The organism is Mycobacterium sp. Soil_C_30 (genome assembly GCF_057656995.1).
On record NZ_JBDGJH010000029.1, the window covers coordinates 39,618 to 59,326 of the forward strand.

Here is a 19,709-nt window from a genome sequence, read left to right on the forward strand (position 1 = left end):
CATTCAGGAAAGAGCTCATGAGCCGATTCACCGACACCATGTCCAGCAATGCGACCGACGAACGCGGAATGGTGACCGGTGAACCGGGTGCACCCGTTCGGCGCACCTGGCGCGAAGTTCACGACCGGGCATGCCGCGTAGCCGGTGGCCTGAGCGGCGCCGGTGTGAGCCGCGGCGCCGCCGTTGCCGTCCTGGCTGGGGCACCTGCGGACATTGCCCCTGTTGCACAAGGCATTTGGATGCGCGCAGCCAGCCTCACCATGCTGCACCAACCCACGCCGCGCACCGATCTGCAGCGATGGGCCGAGGAGACTGCCGGCGTCATCAAGCTGATCGAGGCCGACGTGGTGGTCGTGTCCGAGCCGTTCCTGGCGGCGGTGCCCATCCTCGAGGCACTCGGTCTGCGCACTCTCACCGTCGAGCACCTCTTGAATTCTTCTGCTGCGGAGCCATTGCCGTCGGACGAGGACGATGTGGCCTTGCTGCAGTTGACATCCGGCTCGACAGGCCCGCCCAAGGCGGTGACCATCACACACCGAAACCTGTTCGCCAACGCCGAAGCCATGTTCGCCGGAGCGGAATACGACCTGGGCACCGACGTGATCGTGAGCTGGCTGCCGTTGTTCCATGACATGGGGATGACGGGATTCCTGGTGGTGCCCATGCTTTTCGGGGCCGAGCTGGTGAAGATCATGCCGATGGACTTCCTGACCGATATCCTGTTGTGGGCCAGGCTGATCGACAAGTACCGCGGCACCATGACCGCGGCACCCAACTTCGCCTATGCGCTGCTGGCCAAGCGGCTGCGTCACGCGGACCCGGCTTCGCTGGATCTGTCTTCGCTGCGGTGGGCGTTGTCGGGAGCCGAGCAGGTGGAACCCGCGGACGTCGAATCGCTGTGCGCCGCGGGCGCTCCGTTCGGACTGCGGGCCGAAGCGATCCTGCCCGCCTACGGCATGGCGGAGACCACCGTCGCGGTGTCGTTCTCGGCGTGCGGTGGCGGACTGCAGGTCGACGAGGTCGATGCCGACATCCTGGCGGCACTCGGCCGCGCTGTGCCGCACACCAAAGGCCACATGCGGCGGCTGGCGCGCCTGGGGCCGCCGCTGCCGGGACTGCAGGCGCGCATCGTCGACGAAGATGCCGCAACGCTGCCGATCCGCGGAGTCGGCGTGATCCAGGTGCGCGGGGACTCCGTCACGCGTGGCTACCGGACGGTGGCGGGCGCGATGGCCACCCAGGACTCGCAGGGCTGGTTCGACACCGGAGACCTCGGCTACCTCACCGAGGACGGCCAGCTGGTGGTGTGCGGGCGGGTGAAGGACATCATCATCATGGGCGGGCGCAACGTCTTCCCCACCGACATCGAGCGCGCTGCAGCGCGGGTATCGGGCGTACGGCCCGGCTGCGCTGTGGCTGTGCGGCTGGAGTCCGATCAGCGGGAGAGCTTCGCAGTGGTGGTCGAGTCGAAGTCCCACGACGACCCCCAGCGGGTCCGCGCCATCCAGCATCAGGTGGCCCACGAGGTCTTCCTCGAGACCAACGTGCGCCCGCGAAACGTCGTCGTCCTCAGCCCCGGCATGATCCCCAAAACCCCGTCGGGAAAGCTTCGGCGAACCGAGGCCCGCTCGCTGGTTGCCTGACGGCCCGCCGACGTCGCCTGCTAGGCCAGCCTCGGGGGATCTGAAAGAATTCCGGCACTATGCGAGTTGACGGGCGGGAGATCGCCGTTTCGGGCAGCTTGCTGCAGCCACTGACCCGACGCACCAATGACATCATCCGGCTCGGTTTCGCCACCGCATTCCTGATCTTCGTGGTGACCAGCTCGCTGATCACCCGCAACGAATGGGAACAGCTGGAACGGTCCATCTCCGAGATCGTCGGCGTGCTCACCCCCACCCAGTCGAACCTGGTCTACCTGGGTTATGGCGTGGCCATCCTGGCGCTGCCGTTCGCCATCCTGATCGGGCTGATCGTCGGCAGGCAATGGAAACTGCTCGGCGCGTACGCAGCCGCCGGGGTGGTGGCCGTGCTGTCGCTGTCGATCACCGGCAACGGCATCGCCGCACCACGATGGCACTTCGACCTCTCCGACCGGCTGGACACCCTGCTGTCTCAGTTCCTCGACGACCCGCGCTGGATCGCGATGCTGGCCGCGGTGCTGACCGTCTCCGGGCCGTGGCTGCCCGCGCGGTGGCGGCGCTGGTGGTGGGGGCTGCTGCTGGCGTTCGTCCCCATCCACCTGGTGGTCAGCGCCGTGGTGCCCGCCCGGTCGTTGCTCGGGCTGTCGGTCGGCTGGTTCGTCGGGGCGTTCACGGTGCTGGTGGTGGGAACCCCCGCACTGGAGGTGCCCCTCGACGGCGCGGTGCGCGCCCTGGCCCGCCGCGGTCTCGCGGTGACGGGGCTGACGGTGGTGCGTCCGGCCGGGGCGGGACCCTTGGTGATCTCGGCCTTCGGGCCCGACGAACCCGCCGTCGTCGAGTTGTACGGCCCCAATCAGCGAAGTGGGGGCGCGTTGCGCCAATTCTGGCGATGGGCGCGCCTGCGCAAACGGGAGATCGCCCCCTTGCACGCTTCCCAGCGGCGCGCGGTCGAACACCGGGCCCTGATGGGCATTGCCATCGACGACATCGGCGTGGCCAACACCACCACGATCGCCGTTGCCGACCTCAACCGGGGCTGGACACTGTATGCCCACACGCCGGCGCGCGGCGTGCCCATCGAAGAATGCACCAGCCGCGACACCGCGGCCAGCGCGTGGGCCTCCCTGCGGCAGCTGCACGACCACGTGATCGCCCACGGCGATCTGCGGACCAAGGAGCTGACCGTCGACGAGGGCGCCACCCTCTTCGGCGGCTTCGACAGCGCCGAGTTCGGGGCATCCGATGTGCACCTGCAAGCCGACATCGCGCAGTTGCTGGTGACCACCACGCATCTCTACGGTGCTCAGCCCGCTGTGGCCGCCGCGATCGCGGCCTTCGACTCCGACGCGGTGCTCACCGCCTCACGCCGGCTGACCAAGGCTGCGATGCCCTCGCGGCTGCTCAAGGAGATTCCCGACGACAAGGCGGTGATGGCCGACGCCCGTGACGAGGTGATGCGCCAGACCGGCGCCGACCAGATCAAGAAAGAGACCATCACCCGGTTCACCCGCAATCAGCTGATCCAGCTGGTCCTGCTGGTCGCACTCGTCTACGTCGCCTATCCGTTCATCAGTACCGTGCCGGCCTTCTTCGACGAGCTGAGCAACGCCAACTGGTGGTGGGCAGTGGCCGGCCTGGCGATCTCGTCGCTGCGCTACACCGGTGCGGCAGCGGCGTTGTGGGCGTCCGCGGCGGGATTGGTGAGTTTCTGGAAGCTCACCTTGATGCAGGTAGCCAACACCTTCGCCGCTACCACCACCCCCGCCGGCGTCGGCGGCCTCGCGCTGTCGACGAGGTTCCTGCAGAAGGGCGGTTTGGGTGCGTTGCGCGCCACCACCGCGGTGGCACTGCAGCAGTCGGTTCAGGTGATGACGCACATCGCGCTGCTCATCGCGTTCAGCCTCGCCGCGGCCGTACCGGCCGACCTGGCGAAATTCGTCCCCGACGCCACCGTGCTGTACCTGATCGCGGGTGCGGCACTCGGGCTGGTCGGGGTGTTCATGTTCGTGCCGAAACTGCGCCGCTGGCTCAAGGACGCCGTCCGGCCGCGGCTCAACGAGGTGCTCAAAGACCTCAAAGACCTGGCCCGCGAGCCCAAAAGGCTGGCGGTGATCGTGCTGGGTTGTGCCACAACCACACTCGGGCAGGCGTTGGCACTGTGGGCCAGCGTCGAGGCGTTCGGCGGTGACGCCACCTTCGTGACCGTCACGGTGGTCACGATGGTGGGCGGAACACTGGCCTCGGCGGCCCCGACACCGGGCGGAGTGGGCGCGGTGGAAGCCGCTCTGATCGGCGGCCTGGCCGCGTTCGGTGTGCCCGCCGCCGTGGCCGTTCCGTCGGTACTGCTCTACCGGGTGCTCACCTGCTGGCTGCCGGTGATCGTCGGTTGGCAGGTCATGCGCTGGCTGGGCAAGAACGAGATGATCTGACAGTGGCGCACATCAGCCGCGGCCGCACCAGCTGCCAGCCGACAAGCGATCTGGGACGTGCTCGCCGATTTCGGAGCGCTCAGCGGATGGGCAACCACTGTCGAGCGCATGCCTCGGATTTGACCACGGTGACGCTCACCACCACCGTCTCGGCCCAACAGTCCGGCAAGCTTTTCGCCGGGCTCGCAGCACAGTGGAAGGACACCTATGTCGCCTGACCGTCCCGACATCGTGATCATCATGACCGATGAGGAACGCGCCATCCCACCCTACGAATCCGACGAGGTGCGGTCCTGGCGCGACCGCGTGCTGACGGGACGAAAGTGGTTCGACGACCACGGCGTTTCGTTCACCCGGCACTACACCGGATCGTTGGCGTGTGTGCCGAGTCGTCCGACCATCTTCACCGGGCAGTACCCCGACCTCCACGGTGTCACCCAGACCGACGGCATCGGCAAGCGTTACGACGACTCGCGGCTGCGCTGGCTGCGCGCCGGTGAAGTACCAACCCTTGGGAACTGGTTCCGCGCAGCCGGATACGACACCCACTACGACGGAAAGTGGCACATCTCCCACGCCGATCTCACCGATCCCGACACCGGCCGGCCGCTGGCCACCAACGACGACGCCGGCGTGATCGACCCCGCCGCCGTACAGCGCTACCTCGATGCCGACCCACTGGCGCCGTACGGGTTCTCCGGCTGGGTGGGACCCGAGCCGCATGGCGCTGCCCTGTCCAACAGCGGGTTTCGTCGCGACGGCCTGTTCGCCGACCGCATCGTCGCGTGGCTGAACGACCGTTACGAGCGCAGACGCGCGGGCGACGAACCCGCCCTGCGCCCCTTCCTGCTGGTGGCCAGTTTCGTCAATCCCCACGACATCGTGCTGTTTCCGGCGTGGACGCGACGCAGCCCGGTGGTGGCTTCACCGCTTGATCCGCCCCCGGTTCCGGCACCACCCACCGCGAACGAAGATCTGTCGACCAAACCCGCAGCGCAGATCGCCTTCCGTGAGTCCTACTACTCCGGATACGGCCCTGCTGCCGCAATCAGCCGGACCTACCGGAAGCAGGCGCAGCGCTACCGGGATCTCTACTACCGCCTGCACGCCGAAGTCGACGGTCCACTTGACCGGGTGCGCCGCGCCGTCACCGAGGGCGGGTCCGAAAATGCCGTGCTGGTGCGTACTTCCGACCACGGCGACCTGCTGGGGGCGCACGGTGGCCTCCACCAGAAGTGGTTCAACCTCTACGACGAGGCCACCCGCGTGCCATTCGTCATCGCGCGGATCGGCGAGCAGGCGACGCAACCGCGCACCGTGTCAGCGCCGACATCACACGTGGACCTGGTGCCGACGTTGTTGGCCGCGGCCGGCGTGGACGTTGGTGCGGTGGCGTCGGAGTTGGCCGAATCATTCTCCGAGGTCCATCCCCTTCCTGGTCGCGATCTGATGCCGGTGGTGCACGGCGCTGCAGCCGACGAGGACCGCGCGATCTACCTCATGACCCGGGATAACGTCCTCGAGGGCGACACCGGCGCTTCCGCGAGTGCGCGCCAGCTCGGCATCACCTCCAATCCGCCTGCGCCACTGCGTATCAAGCTGCCTGCGCACGTCGCCGCGAACTTCGAGGGCCTGGTGGTACGCGTCGACGATGCCGCGGCACCCGGGGCCGCCGGACACCTGTGGAAACTGGTGCGGTGTTTCGACGACCCCGCCACCTGGACCGAACCGGGCGTACGGCACCTGGCCGCCACCGGTATGGGCGGGCCGGCCTACCGCACCGATCCGCTCGACGATCAGTGGGAACTCTACGACCTCACCGCCGACCCGATCGAGAGTGTGAACCGCTGGACCGATCCCGGCCTGCTCGAGCTACGCACGTACCTGCGCACCCGGCTGAAGCAGTCCCGCGCGGCGTCGGTGCCGGAACGCAATCAACCGTGGCCGTACGCGGCTCGGCAGGCACCCGAGGCCAAGAGTCTGTTGCGTCAACTGTGGGAGCGATTCACCTAGTGCCCGCCTTTGAGCGACTTTTCAGCGACTCGGAGGTAGTTGTGGATTCGGTGATGCTGAGGGGAGCTGGGCGGTGGTCGCGGGGTTGTAGTGCGGGCGTGCCCGCCTGGGAGCGACTTTTCAGCGACGTGAAAGTAGTTCCGCTGCTTGTGTTCTGACCGTTTCCGCCGCGCCCGTTTTTGTCGGACCCGGTCGGTATGGTCGGGGCATGTTCCCCCAGTTGCCGACGATGATCGACGAGTTGCGAGGTGGCAGTGATGCCGCCCCGCTCGTCGATGCCGCGGTGGGCTGGGGCCGGTTCGTCGCCGCCGGGGAAGCGCAGCGGTTGGCGTTGTTGGCGGAGTGGGCCGCGCGGTGGCTCGCTGATGCCGACGAGGACACCTGCCTGGGTGCCGTCGATGACGAAGACGACGTGGTGGCCCAGATCGGGCTGGCCTTCGGGATCTCTCCGCGCTGGGCCTATCGCGAACTGCAGATCGGCGCCGCGATGCGAGACCGCTTCCCCCAGCTCGCCGCCCTGTTTCACCGAGGGGAGATTTCGTTGCGGGTGATGTCCACCGTGGTGGAACGCACGTTCTTGGTGGTCGATGACGAGGCGCTGGCCGCCATCGACGCCGCGTGTGTCGAGGCGGCCACGCTGTGCGGGTGGAGCGGGCTGTCGTACTACAAACTGAAAAACGCCATCGATGTCTGGGTCGAACGCTTCGACCCGGATGCGGTGCGGCGGGTGCGTAACACGGTGCGCGGGCGTGGGGTCACCGTGGAGCACACCGATGACAAGGCCGGCATCACCACCCTCACGATGCGGTTGACCAAACCGGGTGGCGCCCTGCTGATGGGCAAACTGCGCACCATGGCCAAAGCGGTGTGCCCCAATGATCCCCGCACGCTGGATCAGCGGCTCGCCGACGCCGCCGAGGCCTTGGGCGCTGACGCCGATCACCTGAAATGCCTGTGCGGCTCCGAGATCTGCCCCGCGGCCGCCGACGACGGGGTGGCCTCGCGGTTCGTGGTGCACATCTACGCCGAGGGCGCCCTGCTCGAAAGCCAACCCGATCCGTTGATCCATGGCGACGGGGTGTTCCCCACCGGGCCTACGAACGTCACCATCACATACCCCACCAAGGACACGAAGCCTGCGGCCCGCCAGCCCGAGCAGGCAGACGCAGCGGAGCCCAGCGCCGGCGACGATCCCGCGACACCGAACGGGCAACCGGCGCAGTCCGAGGCGGACCAGGAGCCGCGGCCGTCGGCTCCGCGGCACTGCCCGGCTCCTGCCGACCGAGAAGCCGAGCTGCCGGCGGGCGAGGAGTCCGGGTCAGAGGCGGCGAGCGCGGACGCAGACAGCGACGCTGCTACCGCCGGCGAAACCACACACGCAGGCGCGCCGGTCGCCGAGGCTGGTGAGCCCGCTGCTGCGATAGCGCCAGAGGCTGCCGAAACCATATCCGCCCCAACAGCTCCCAAGACGGGCACGGTGCCGGGGTTCATCCCCGGCTATGGGGTGGTGCCGAATGCGTTGATCGCGGCCCTGATCGCCGCCGGCGCCGAGGTCCGGCACATCAAGGCCCCGGCGGTCGACCCGACCGAGAGCTACCGCATCCGCGCCGCGGACCGCGAATTCGTGCAAGCCCGTGACCTGACCTGCCGGGTTCCGGGCTGCGACCGACCCATTCGCGACGCCGACCTCGACCACACCATCCCCTGGGGCGAGGGCGGGCCCACGCATGCCTCCAACCTCAAGGGCCACTGCCGCCATCACCACCTGATCAAAACCTTCCGCAACGGCTGGTCGGAAGTCCAAAAGCCCAACGGCACCGTCCTCTTCACCACCCCCACCGGCCACACCTACACCAGCATCCCGCTGAGTCGCATCCTGTTCCCGGGCGTGAACACCACCTCGGCGCCGGTGCAGCGGGGCAGTCCGAGACAAGAGGCGGCCGCCGACAAGTCGGTGAAGATGCCGAAACGAAAACGCACCAAGGCTAAAGACCGCGCCTACCGCATCGCCGCAGAGCGCGCACTCAACGCTGCCCACCGCGCCAGCGCCGGCACCCCCACCCACCGCGCGGCCACCCCCAAAGACAACTGGGGCTACCGCCTCTTCTTCGAAGACCACACCCAAAACGCCGACCCCAACGACCCACCGCCCTTCTGATTGGAGAAGCGAGGCAGAAACTAGGAGGCCCCGCCGAGCTGATCGAGTGCGGCCTCGGCACCCCGGTTCAGCGGGACGGGATCGGTGTTGCGCGCGTTGTCGAGCTCGATTCCCTTGGCCGCACCCACCACCTCGGCGAGCTGCGGTTGACGCTCGAACAGCGTTTTGGTCAGCACGCACGCCACGTTGGCGTCCAGGTCGTCGCGGACCAACAGCAGGTTCGGCACCACGATGGTCTTGGCGTCAGCGGGCAGCCCATAGGTCGCAGCCGGGATCACCCCTTCCTCGTACACCTGGCTGATTTCCTGCATCTTGGGCAGCTCCGGCGTGATGTCGAGGAACGTGACGTCATTGCGCGCCGAGGTGAACAGGTCGGTGATACCCGGGGTGGGCAGACCGCCCGACCAGAACAGGGCATCGATCGAACCGTCCTTCATACCGTCGACGGTCTTGGTGAGATCCAGCCGCTGGGCGGAGACGTCGGCGCTGGGATTCAAGCCGGCCGCCTCCAGCAGACGGTTCGCGATCACCTCGGTGCCGGAGCCGGGCGACCCCGTCGACACCCGCTTGCCGCGCATGTCCGCGATGGTCGAGATGCCGGCGTCGTTGCGCACGATCACCTGCGTGTAGTTGGGGTAGATGCGGGAAAGCGCCTGCACCGGTTGCTCTTTGCCGTCGAAGCTACCTTTACCCTCCACCGCGTCGGCAGCGGTGTCGGCCAGCGAGAACGCCACCTGATAGGTGCCGCTGACCAGCTGCTGGATGTTCTGCACCGACGCTCCGGTCTCAGCGGCGGTGGCTTTCACCTTGCCCGCGGTGGCGTCCGAGACCTGCTCGGCGAACGCGTTGCCCAGTGAGAAGTACACGCCGGTGGCATTACCGGTTGCGATGCTGACCCTGGTGTCGCCGCTGACCTCGCAGGTGACCTCGCCCCCGGAGTCGGCCGTCGGGGCGTCCTGGCGACCACCGCAGCCGGTGACGGCCGCACCGGCCAGCGCCAGCAGCGCGAAAACTGTTGCAGCACTTCTCACGTCGATCTCCTTCGGTCGATGAAAGTGAGCGCGACCGCGATCAGCAGGCACGCCAGACCGGCCACGATGGTGACCGGCTGCAGAAACAGCAGCAGAAGAGCCGCCGCAGCGGCCAGGATGCGCGGAATCACCCCTGCCGACCCGACGCCGAGCACCCAGCCGCCGGCGGCGAAGGACAACGCCACGATGCCCACACAGGCGGCGGCCAGCGCCCACACCACGCCGAGGATTGGCCCCCGGCCCAGCAGGTATTCACCCGGATCGGTCAGCACGAAGGCGATGGGAACCAGGAACGCGGGCGCGGCGTACCGCAACGCCTGCCACATCGTCGGGAACGCCCGACCACCGGTGACCGCGGAAGCACCCACGGCTGCAAGGGCAGTCGGCGGAGTCACCTCGGACAACACCGAGTAGTAGAAGACGAACATGGCCGCAGCCGGGGCAGGCACGTCGAGAGCCAGCAACGCGGGCCCGATGATCACCCAGCCGATGACGAACGACGCCGTCACCGGAACGGCCAGCCCCAGCAACGCCAGCGCGATCGCGGCGAACACCGCCGTCAACCCCAGCATGAGCGTCCGGTTGTCGGTGAGCGCACTGACACCGCCCACCAAAAGCGACGAGAATTGCGCGCCCAGGCCAGTTTTCGTGGTCATCGCGGTGATGACACCGGCCGCCGCACACACCGCGACCACGGGCAGCACCCCCCGCACTCCTGAGCTGAGCGCCACGAACAGCCGCCGCGGTGTCAGTCTGCCGCGACGGTCGAGGAAGGACAGCACAAAAGCCAGTGCGGTGGCGTACACGACGGCGCGGGTTGCCGAGACTCCGACGGCCAGCAGCACCACGATGGCGATCAACGAGGAGAAGTGATAACCGAACCTGGCCAGCAGCTTCCACGCGGACTCTGCCTCGATCTCGGTATTGCGCATACCGAAACGGCGGGCATCGATCTCGACCGCGAGCAGGATGCCCAGGTAGTAGAGGATGGTCGGAATGGTGGCCCAGCCGAGCACCACCAGGTACGAAACCTCCAGATACTCCGCGACGATGAAGGCCGCCGCGCCCAACGTTGGCGGCGACAGCAGTGCGCCCACACCGGCGGCAGCCAGGACACCGCCGGCCCGTTCCGGGGTGTATCCCGACTGCCGCATGATCGGCCAGGTGACCGCGCCCACGGTGACGGCTGTTGCGGTGCCCGAACCCGACACGGTGCCGAGCAGGAAGCCGGAGGCCACGGTGGTGCGGCCCGCTGCGCTGCGGGACCTGCGGAAGGCCGCCACCGACAGCGCGACGAAGAACCTTGCGCCGCCTGACAGTTCGAGCACCGCGCCGTAGATGGTGAACAACACGATGTAGGTGGCGGCGACGTCCAGCGGCGTGCCGAAGAACCCACTGCCTGAGTTGTACAGGGCATCGACGATCTGGTCGAAATCCAGACCCACGTGGGCGATGGTCCAGCTCTGCGGAAGCAGCCCGCCGTAATACCCGTACGCCAGGAACGCACCCGCGACGACGGGCAACGCCCACCCCGTCGTACGCCGACAGGCTTCGAGGATCAGCACCAGCAGCAGAGCGCCCATCACCACGTCGGTCGGCTCGAGCAGCCCCTGGCGGTCCAGGAAGGCGTTGTAGCCGCCACCGCCGGAACCGATCGTCATCGGCAGCACCGGATACAGGCAGACCACCAGTGTGACCGCCGCCAGCAGCCAGTCGACGGCACCCGGCCGGTCGGCCGGATCCAGGCGCCGCCAACCGGACCGGTACACCAGGAAGATCAGCGGTAGCGTGCCGGCCAGGAAGACGATCAGATAGAACTGGCTGCCCTGCGCCAGCGGGCGGAACACCTGCCAGATGGTGAGCACCGCAACTGCGAAGGCGACGATCGCGACGAATCCGTCGACCCTGCCCCCGAGTTCGCGCCCCGGGCGCTCCTGGTCATCAACCTGCGGCAGGGCCGGCTGATCGGCGCTGCGTGGCTCACTCGGAGCTGCCCTCTGCATCGAACGAAACGTTAAGCCGCCCAGCGCCGGCGCGTGGCGAATTCCCGAGTTCCGGTCCCTCGAATCCGGCGGCGTAGCTTTCCTTCACCACTTCCAGGTGAGCCCAGCTGTCGACGGCGAGGACGCCGGGCAGAGCGCGCACCGCGTCCAGCGCCTCGACGAGTTGGGTGTTGGAGAAGGCTCGGACCGTGACCAGGATGTCGTAACGACCCAACGTGCGGGCGACGAAGATGGCCGACGGCATGGCCGCGATGGCGGCCACCACATCATCATGGTCACCGGCCAGACGCACCCCGAGGCCCATGGCGCTCTGCCGGTCCCGGCCCGAGTGCCGTACCACCGCGCCGACGCGTACCACCTGCGAGTCCATCAACCTCAACACGCGCCGGCGCGCACCCGCGGCCGACAAACCCACCACCGCAGCCAGGTCGACGAAGGAAGCGCGGCCGTCGTCCTGCAATGCCCGCAGCAGAACCCGGTCCACGTCGTCGATCTCGGTGCGCACGTCACCTACCGGTCCGATCACGTCGCGGACCACCTCGACGTAAGTCAGGGTGTCGACACCGACAACGCCGTCCAGTGCGCGCAGTTCGTTGATGCTGCAGTCGATGTCGCGAAGCGACGCCGCTCTGAGTTCGGCGACGATACCGTGCGGACCGCTGGTCAAGGACAGAAACGGCACGTCGGGCCGCTGGCTGATGAGCTGCGCGACGGCCGCGGCAGGCCCGTTCAGCGCCAGGCCCACGTGCGCCAGGGCGCCACGGCCGAGAACTGCCGGATGAACCGCCCCACGGATGATCACCTGCCCGCTCGCGATCAGCCGTTGCACCCGAGCCGCCGCTGCCGACCGGGACAATCCCACGGCGCGGGCGATCTCGCCGTTGGTGAGGCGGCCGTCCACCTCGAGCAGAGCCACGATCGCCTCGTCGATTTCGTCCATATCCGCCCTCCCACCCAAACTCGCCCGAAGATTTTTGCGACGGCCGTCAACACCATATCGCGCGCTAGATACCCCCTCTGGAGCATCGTTGTACGCATCATCTACCTAATGCCGTCAGATCCTGATCAGAAACACCCGCGTAACGATCGAACTGCTTGCGACACGTCCAACGCGGCTTTACAGTGACCCGCACCACATCACCCCGATGTTCATCACCCAGATCTTCTGACTGATCGGAACAAGATGGCCCTGACCACCGAGCAGGTGCTCACAGCTACCGAGTCGCTGGTCGCGGCGTTCGCCGCCACCGACACCTCGGCCTACTTCGCCGGTTTCTCTCCCGCCGCGACGTTCGTGTTCCACCCCGAGGACGCCCGCCTCGACGACCGGGCCAGCTACGAAGCGCTGTGGGCGTCCTGGCTGGACAGCGGTTGGCGGGTTGAGTCGTGCGTCAGCAGCGACCGCCTGGTCCAGCTTCTCGGGGACACCGCCGTGCTCACCCACACCGTCGAGACCGTCACCTCGATCGACGGACAGCACAGCGCCACCCGCGAGCGCGAGACGATCGTCTACATCCGCGACGGCGACCGCCTACTGGCCGTGCACGAACACCTGAGCCCCGCGCCGGCAGGAAAGACAACAGCGTGAACGCGACAATCCCACCCGAGGGAACACCGCCCAAGGTGACCCAGGTCGAGACCCACGGCGTCGAGCCCATTCCCGACGCCGAACGCACCGCAGGGCCGCTCGATCTGTTCCGGTTGACGTTCGGCGGTGCCAACACGATCGCCACCGTGGTACTCGGCAGCTTCCCCATCATCTTCGGGCTGTCCTTCCGCGATGCGCTGCTGGCGACGCTGGCCGGCCTGGTGCTCGGCGCACTGATCCTCGCCCCGATGGCGCTTTTCGGGCCCCGCAACGGCACCAACAACGCGGTGTCTTCCTCAGCGCACCTCGGTGTGCACGGCCGCGTCATCGGCTCGTTCCTGTCCCTGCTCACCGCCGTCGCGTTCTTCTCGATCTCGGTATGGACCTCCGGCGATGTGCTGGTGGGCGGAGCGACCCGAGCCATCGGTTCAGACGAGAGCGGCGCCCAGAACGATCTTGCGGTGGCCGTGGCCTACGGGATCTTCGCGCTGCTGGTGTTGACGGTCTGCATCTACGGCTTCCGATTCATGCTGCTGGTGAACAAGGTGGCCGTCATCGCCGCCACCCTGCTGTTCGTCCTCGGCATCTTCGCCTTTGCAGACACATTCGATCCCGGCTACGCCGGCATTTTCGGGCCTGATGCCGATCCCGACACCAACGCGCTGTACTGGCCGTCGTTTGTCGGCGCGGCGCTGATCGTGATGTCCAACCCCGTGTCGTTCGGCGCCTTCCTGGGCGACTGGGCCCGCTATATCCCCCGCGAAACCCCGGCCTGGAAGTCGATGACGGCGGCGTTCCTGGCCCAGATCGCGACGCTGGTCCCCTTCCTGTTCGGGTTGGTCACCGCCACCGTCGTGGCCACCAACGCCACCGAATACCTCGACGAGGGCAATTACATCGGCGGTCTGCTCGCAGTGTCCCCGGGGTGGTACTTCATTCCGGTCTGCCTCATCGCCCTCATCGGCGGCATGTCCACCGGTACCACCGCGCTCTATGGCACCGGTCTGGACTTCTCCAGTGTCTTCCCCCGTTTCAGTCGGGTCCAGGCAACGGTGTTCATCGGGGTGCTGGCGATCGGGTTCATCTTCGTGGGTCGCTTCGCTTTCAATGTGGTGCAAAGCATCTCGACGTTCGCCGTCCTGATCGTCACCTGCACCGCACCGTGGATGGTGGTCATGATGATCGGCTGGTTCGTCCGCCGCGGATGGTACGACTCCGACGCACTGCAGGTGTTCAACCGCCGTCAGCGAGGCGGTCGGTACTGGTTTCGCCACGGCTGGAACTGGCGTGGCCTCGGCGCGTGGCTGGCCGCCGCGGCCATGAGCATCTGCTTTGTCAACCTGCCGGGTCAGTTCGTCGGCCCGTTCGGAAACCTGGCAGCCGGAATCGATCTCAGCATCCCGGTGGGCTTGGGCATTGCCGCCGTCCTGTACCCGGCGCTGCTGTTCGCTTTCCCCGAACCGCGCGACGCCTTCGGCCCCGACGGTCCGCGGGTGGTACCCACCGGCGCTCCCGCCAACCACCCCATCACTTCCATCGACAAACCTGATTCCGTTCCTGCGTAGAAAGATTGGTTCATGAACAGCCCCATCGGTCCCGTCGACGCCTCGAAGAACCCGCGCTTCGCCGGTATCGCCTCGTTCGCCCGTCTGCCTCGGCTGGATCAGGTGCCCTCTGCTGACGTCGTGATCGCCGGGGTGCCGTTCGACTCGGGGGTGTCCTACCGTCCCGGCGCGCGCTTCGGCCCCAGCCACGTCCGGGAATCGTCGCGGCTCATCCGGCCCTACAACCCCGCACTGGACGTGTCGCCGTTCGACATCGCACAGGTGGCCGACGCCGGCGATATCGCGGCGAATCCGTTCAACATCCACGAGGCCATCGAGACGGTCGAGGCCGCCGCACTCGAACTGACCGCAGGTGGCGCCAGCCTGGTGACGATCGGTGGCGATCACACCATCGCGCTGCCGCTGTTGCGCGCGGCCGCCCACCGGCACGGCCCCGTCGCGCTCGTGCACTTCGACGCCCACCTCGACACCTGGGACACCTATTTCGGCGCCGAATACACCCACGGCACCCCGTTCCGCCGCGCCGTCGAGGAAGGCATCCTCGACACCGAGGCGCTGAGCCACGTGGGAATCCGGGGTCCGTTGTACGGGAAGAAGGACCTCGAGGACGACCGCCGGTTCGGCTTCGGCATCGTCACCTCGTCCGACGTGTACTACCAAGGTGTCCGGGAGGTGGTCGACAAGCTGCGCCAGCGGCTGGGCAACCGGCCGGTCTACCTGTCCATCGACATCGATGTCCTCGATCCCGCCCACGCCCCCGGCACCGGCACCCCCGAAGCCGGCGGCATCACCAGCCGTGAGCTGCTGGAGATACTGCGCGGGTTCCGCGGGCTGAATGTCATCGGAGCCGACGTCGTGGAGGTCTCCCCCGCCTACGATCACGCCCAACTCACCGGTGTGGCCGCGTCCCACGTCGCCTACGACCTGGTGTCGCTGCTGGCGTTACGCCACGAGGAGAACTCCGGTGGCTGAGCGCAACGGTGGCGACGTTGTTGTGGAAACACTTGCTGCTCTCGGGGTTTCGCATGTGTTCGGCATTCCGGGTCAGCATGCGCTCGGACTGTTCGACGCGATCCGGCGCAGCCGCCTGAAGTTCGTGAGCTCGCGGGTGGAGAACAACTCCGCGTTCGAAGCCGACGGCTACACCCGGGCCACCGGCGAGGTGGGTGTGCTGTTCCTGTCCACCGGCCCGGGCGCGCTGACAGCACTGGGCGCAGTGCAGGAGGCCTACGCCACCGGCGTGCCACTGCTGGTGATCACCAGCCAGGTCCCACGTGCCGGGCTCGGGCAGCGCAAAGGCATGCTGCACCAACTCGACGACCAGCAGCGCAGCGCGCTCAACGTCACCAAGAGCACGGCGGTGGTGCGCGAGGCCGCGCAGATCCCCAGCCTGCTGGCCGACGCGTGGGCGCTCGCGCAGTCCGCGCCGGCCGGACCGACATGGGTGGAGATCCCGCAGGACGTACTGCTGGAAGCCACCCACGTGCCGCCGGTGACGTCGGTGGTGACACACATCGCCGAGCGCCCGGCGCGCACCGAGCTCGTCGACGAAGCGGCGGCGCTGCTGAACAGCGCCGCGCGCCCCGTCATCCTGGCCGGCGGCGGGGTACGTCGTTCCCCTGGCGGACCGCCGGCACTTGTGTCGTTGGCGGAAACCCTTGACGCACCTGTAATTTCCACCGTGGGCGGCAAGGGCGCGATGCCGTTCGATCACCCACTGTCGGCGGCCTCCTGGATCGAGGACCGCCACACCACCGAACTGCTGGAACACGCCGACGTTCTGCTGGCGGTGGGCACCTCCTTCGGCGAGGTCACCAGTAACTACTTCACGTTCGCGCCGCGGGGCCGGATCATCCACATCGACGCCGAGTCGCGGGTGCTGGAATCCAACCACCCGGGGTTGGGCATTCACGCCGACGCAGCCGCCGCACTGCAGGCCATCGGAAAGGCTGTCACCCCGCGAGACGGCGGGCGCGGCGCCGTCGTCGCCTCAGAACTTCGAAAATCGGTGCAGCACAGACTTTCCGAGCAGGATCTCGACCTCGAGCTGAACCTGATGCGCGATCTTCGTGCGGCCGTACCGTCGCATGTCCACACCTTCTGGGACATGACGATCGCCGGCTACTGGGCGTGGTCGGCGTGGGACCCGCGCGACGGTGGCTTCCATTCCGCGCAGGGTGCAGGTGGGCTCGGCTTCGCCTACCCCGCCGCTCTGGGGGCGGCAATCGGCTCGGGCACACGCACATTCGCCGTATCCGGCGATGGCGGCGCCATGTACTCGATCGCCGAACTGGCCACCGCCCGCCAACACAACGCCGATGTCACCTGGCTGATCGTCGACGACGGCGGCTACGGCATCCTGCGGGAGTACATGACCGAAGCCTTCGGCCAGGCCACCGCCACCGAACTGGCACGCCCCGATTTCGCCGCGCTCGCAAGCAGTTTCGGCGTTCCCGCTACAGTCTCCACCCCGGATACCGTCGGCGATGCCATCGCCGAGACGTTCACCCGCCCTGGACCCGCCCTCGTGGTCCTACCGACAACGCTGCGCATGTTCGCAGCCACCTGACCACAGGAGATCCCATGGGAAAGCCCATCGACATCGCCATCATTGTCGTCTATCTGATCGCCATGTTGGCGTTCGGCTTCTGGGGCAAGACCAGAACCAAGGACTCGGCCGACTTCCTGGTCGCCGGCCGCCGGCTCGGGCCCGCGCTGTACACCGGCACCATGGCGGCCGTCGTACTCGGCGGTGCGTCGACGGTGGGCGGCGTCGGTCTGGGCTACGAGTACGGCATCTCGGGCATGTGGCTGGTGGTCGCCATCGCCGTGGGCCTGTTGCTGCTGAGCCTGTTCTTCGCCGGGCCCATCCAGCGGCTGCGCGTCTACACCGTCGCCCAGATGCTGCGATTGCGCTACGGGGTGGATGCCACCGCCGCCTCCGGGCTGGTGATGGTGGCCTACACGCTCATGCTGTCGGTGACCTCGACGATCGCCTATGCGACGGTGTTCAACGTGCTGTTCGGCACCAACCGGACCGTATCCGTCATCATCGGTGGGGCCGTCGTGATGCTCTACTCGTCGATCGGTGGCATGTGGTCGATCACGCTGACCGACATGGTGCAGTTCATCCTCAAGACCATCGGCATCTTCTGCCTGCTGCTGCCGTTCACGTGGAATGAAGCCGGCGGCCTGGACGGTATCCGGGAACGCGCCAGCGACTCCATCTTCGATTTCGGTGCCATCGGCACCCAGACCATCATCACGTTCTTTATCGTCTACAGCTTCGGCATGCTGATCGGGCAGGACATCTGGCAGCGCGTCTTCACCGCCCGCACCCCGGCCGTCGCGAAATGGGGTGGCACCGCCGCCGCCATCTACTGCCTGTTCTACGGCGTCGCCGGTGCCCTGATCGGCGCAGCCGCGTCGACATTCCTGACCGACATCGAGGTCAGCGACGATGTGTACGCCCAGATCGCCGAGACCATCCTGCCGGTCGGCATCAGCGGTCTGGTGCTGGCCGCGGCCGTCGCCGCCATGATGTCCACCGCGTCCGGCGCGCTGATCGCCACCGCCACCGTCGCACGCACCGACGTCAAGCCACTGCTGGCCCGGCTGGTGGGCCGCACCGTCGACGAATCCCCCGACGCCGAACGGGACGTGCATTCGGACCGGCTGTACGTCGTGGTGCTCGGCGTCGCCGTGATCGTCATCGCGGCACTGCTCAACGACGTGGTGGCAGCGCTGACCATCGCCTACGACATCCTGGTCGGCGGTCTGCTGGTGGCGATTCTCGGCGGGTTCCTGTGGAAACGCGCTACCGGCGCCGGCGCGCTGTGGTCGATGGCCGCGGGCACGGTCGTCACCCTGACCACCATGGTGGTGGTGGGTGATGTGCTGGCCAACGAGCCCATCTACTACGGCCTGGCCGCCAGCCTGATCGCCTACGTGGTCGGCAGTCTCACCAGCCCCCGCACCGATGCCCAGGTACTGCAGATCTGGGAAGACCGGCTGGCGGGCCGCGACGCCACGCAGCCGGCCACTCGGTAGCCGGCTGGCCACACCCGTAGCCAGCTTGCCCTACAAAGGCTTCCGACCTGCATCGCTGTCTTTGCTTGGTACTCTCGGGTTCTTTGCTGCTGTGAGTTCGGTAGCTGGCCCAGGGAGTGACGATGCGGTGGTCGAACCGGTGGTGGCAGCCCGGTCGGTGGCAGCAGCGCCCCGATCATTACGACTGGCTCAGCGGCTACCTCCACGCCCGCGGTATGAGCGGAGCCGCGCGCATCATGATGGGCAGCATCGCCGGCTCGATGGCGCTGTGTCTGGTGGCCCTGCTGCTGAGCCCCGACGGGGCCCGCGGAACCGTGCCCGTCGCCATGACCTGGCTCGCGATCGCGGGTGGCCTGGCGTCGGCGCTGCTGTGGATCTGGCGCTGGCCCACCGAACGGCAGTCGATGCTGTTCGGTCTGACGTCCAGTCTGGCCATCGCCCTGGCCTGCCTGGCGCACCCCCAGCCGATCGCTGCCCTGATCGGCTGTAATGCGTTCGCCGTGATCGGCGCCTACTTCGCCTTCTTCCACTCCACCCGGGTGGTGCTCTACAACTTCGCGGTCGCGGCGACCGTGGGGTCGGCTCTGGCTCTGCGACTGGCGCTGTCGGGCCATCCGGTGCTGGGGGTGGTGGATCTGTTGTTGGTGCTGCAGATCAACATCGCCATGCCGCTGGCCATCCGGGCGCTGGTGAACGCGTTGGGCGTGGATCTACTGCACTCGGACCGCGATCCACTGACCGGGTTGTTCAACCGCCGATCGTTCGAACACAAGACCCTCGGGCTGGTAGTGGCCCGCGACGCCGCGGATGTCTGCCTGACCGTGGTCATGGTCGATCTGGACAGTTTCAAAGCGCTGAACGACACACACGGGCATCTGGCGGGTGACCGCGCGCTGGTGCGAGTGGCGCACGCGTTACGAGCCAGCACCGCCAAGGCCGACGTGCTTGCCCGCAGCGGCGGCGAGGAGTTCCTGATCGCGCACGTGTCGGCGCACCGCGAACCCGACCGGCTGGCACAACGGATCTGCGATGCCATCGCCGCGCTGCCCGTCAAGATCACCGCCAGTGTCGGCACGGCGAGCGCTCCGCTGGACCACAACGACGACGCCAGCCACCAGGCGCTGATCGCCCGTCTCACCGCCGACGCCGATGCCGCGATGTACCGCGCGAAACGCAATGGCGGGAACCAAGTGGCACACCACTGTGCCGAGGATTCGGTGAGCTAGCCG

The 19,709-nt window shown here is 67.5% G+C and carries 13 protein-coding genes; 10 read left to right on the plus strand and 3 right to left on the minus strand.

The annotated features are described in order from the left end of the window. Positions 1-17 precede the first annotated feature (17 nt). The 4 genes from AC3A6P_RS33035 (at position 18) to AC3A6P_RS33050 (ending at position 8,243) form a co-directional block, all read left to right on the plus strand. Positions 18-1,643, plus strand: coding sequence for a fatty acyl-AMP ligase (locus AC3A6P_RS33035; RefSeq protein ID WP_487696612.1), 1,626 nt, complete (start codon positions 18-20; stop codon positions 1,641-1,643). Between the two features lie 59 nt (positions 1,644-1,702). Further along, on the plus strand, positions 1,703-4,072 hold the full coding sequence (locus AC3A6P_RS33040) for a lysylphosphatidylglycerol synthase transmembrane domain-containing protein (protein WP_487696613.1): 2,370 nt from the start codon (positions 1,703-1,705) through the stop codon (positions 4,070-4,072). Between the two features lie 207 nt (positions 4,073-4,279). Continuing rightward, entirely contained in the window at positions 4,280-6,085 is a 1,806-nt protein-coding gene (locus tag AC3A6P_RS33045; protein WP_487696614.1) for a sulfatase-like hydrolase/transferase, read from the plus strand. 208 nt (positions 6,086-6,293) lie between these two features. Then, a complete protein-coding gene (locus AC3A6P_RS33050) occupies positions 6,294-8,243 on the plus strand; it encodes an HNH endonuclease signature motif containing protein (RefSeq protein WP_487696615.1) in 1,950 nt (649 codons plus the stop codon). A 20-nt stretch (positions 8,244-8,263) separates the two neighbouring features. On the opposite strand, the gene AC3A6P_RS33055 is transcribed toward AC3A6P_RS33050, so the two are convergent. Genes AC3A6P_RS33055 through AC3A6P_RS33065 form a run of 3 tightly spaced genes read right to left on the minus strand, consistent with a single transcriptional unit; the run spans position 8,264 to position 12,217 of the window. Next, positions 8,264-9,274 (minus strand): TAXI family TRAP transporter solute-binding subunit, encoded by a 1,011-nt coding sequence (locus AC3A6P_RS33055; RefSeq protein WP_487696616.1) that lies wholly within the window; start codon positions 9,272-9,274, stop codon positions 8,264-8,266. Continuing rightward, a complete protein-coding gene (locus tag AC3A6P_RS33060) occupies positions 9,271-11,277 on the minus strand; it encodes a TRAP transporter permease (protein WP_487696617.1) in 2,007 nt (668 codons plus the stop codon). Before AC3A6P_RS33060 ends, AC3A6P_RS33055 begins: the two co-directional genes overlap by 4 nt. Further along, the gene (locus AC3A6P_RS33065) at positions 11,255-12,217 is read right to left on the minus strand and encodes an Lrp/AsnC family transcriptional regulator (RefSeq protein WP_487696618.1); all 963 of its coding nucleotides are present in this window, start codon (positions 12,215-12,217) and stop codon (positions 11,255-11,257) included. Before AC3A6P_RS33065 ends, AC3A6P_RS33060 begins: the two co-directional genes overlap by 23 nt. Positions 12,218-12,460: 243 nt before the next feature. Here AC3A6P_RS33065 and AC3A6P_RS33070 point away from each other — a divergent pair, with 243 nt between their 5' ends. The 6 genes from AC3A6P_RS33070 (at position 12,461) to AC3A6P_RS33095 (ending at position 19,706) form a co-directional block, all read left to right on the plus strand. Further along, on the plus strand, positions 12,461-12,865 hold the full coding sequence (locus AC3A6P_RS33070; RefSeq protein ID WP_487696619.1) for a YybH family protein: 405 nt from the start codon (positions 12,461-12,463) through the stop codon (positions 12,863-12,865). Beyond that, on the plus strand, positions 12,862-14,430 hold the full coding sequence (locus AC3A6P_RS33075) for a purine-cytosine permease family protein (RefSeq protein WP_487696620.1): 1,569 nt from the start codon (positions 12,862-12,864) through the stop codon (positions 14,428-14,430). Before AC3A6P_RS33070 ends, AC3A6P_RS33075 begins: the two co-directional genes overlap by 4 nt. Before the next feature lie 12 nt (positions 14,431-14,442). Beyond that, positions 14,443-15,402 carry an agmatinase gene (gene speB, locus AC3A6P_RS33080; protein WP_487696621.1) on the plus strand — a complete coding sequence of 320 codons (960 nt, stop codon included), beginning with the start codon at positions 14,443-14,445 and terminating at the stop codon, positions 15,400-15,402. Further along, entirely contained in the window at positions 15,395-16,999 is a 1,605-nt protein-coding gene (locus tag AC3A6P_RS33085) for a thiamine pyrophosphate-binding protein (RefSeq protein WP_487696622.1), read from the plus strand. Before speB ends, AC3A6P_RS33085 begins: the two co-directional genes overlap by 8 nt. A 14-nt stretch (positions 17,000-17,013) precedes the next feature. Then, a complete protein-coding gene (locus AC3A6P_RS33090; protein WP_487696623.1) occupies positions 17,014-18,480 on the plus strand; it encodes a sodium:solute symporter family protein in 1,467 nt (488 codons plus the stop codon). Between the two features lie 122 nt (positions 18,481-18,602). Continuing rightward, entirely contained in the window at positions 18,603-19,706 is a 1,104-nt protein-coding gene (locus tag AC3A6P_RS33095; protein WP_487696624.1) for a GGDEF domain-containing protein, read from the plus strand. Positions 19,707-19,709 lie beyond the last annotated feature (3 nt).

Coding starts and splice junctions, on each gene's coding strand:
- AC3A6P_RS33035 (WP_487696612.1), top strand. CDS start 18: ATGAGCCGATTCACCGACACCATGTCCAGCAATGCGACCGACGAACGC.
- AC3A6P_RS33040 (WP_487696613.1), top strand. CDS start 1,703: ATGCGAGTTGACGGGCGGGAGATCGCCGTTTCGGGCAGCTTGCTGCAG.
- AC3A6P_RS33045 (WP_487696614.1), top strand. CDS start 4,280: ATGTCGCCTGACCGTCCCGACATCGTGATCATCATGACCGATGAGGAA.
- AC3A6P_RS33050 (WP_487696615.1), top strand. CDS start 6,294: ATGTTCCCCCAGTTGCCGACGATGATCGACGAGTTGCGAGGTGGCAGT.
- AC3A6P_RS33060 (WP_487696617.1), bottom strand. CDS start 11,277: ATGCAGAGGGCAGCTCCGAGTGAGCCACGCAGCGCCGATCAGCCGGCC.
- AC3A6P_RS33065 (WP_487696618.1), bottom strand. CDS start 12,217: ATGGACGAAATCGACGAGGCGATCGTGGCTCTGCTCGAGGTGGACGGC.
- AC3A6P_RS33070 (WP_487696619.1), top strand. CDS start 12,461: ATGGCCCTGACCACCGAGCAGGTGCTCACAGCTACCGAGTCGCTGGTC.
- speB (WP_487696621.1), top strand. CDS start 14,443: ATGAACAGCCCCATCGGTCCCGTCGACGCCTCGAAGAACCCGCGCTTC.
- AC3A6P_RS33090 (WP_487696623.1), top strand. CDS start 17,014: ATGGGAAAGCCCATCGACATCGCCATCATTGTCGTCTATCTGATCGCC.
- AC3A6P_RS33095 (WP_487696624.1), top strand. CDS start 18,603: ATGCGGTGGTCGAACCGGTGGTGGCAGCCCGGTCGGTGGCAGCAGCGC.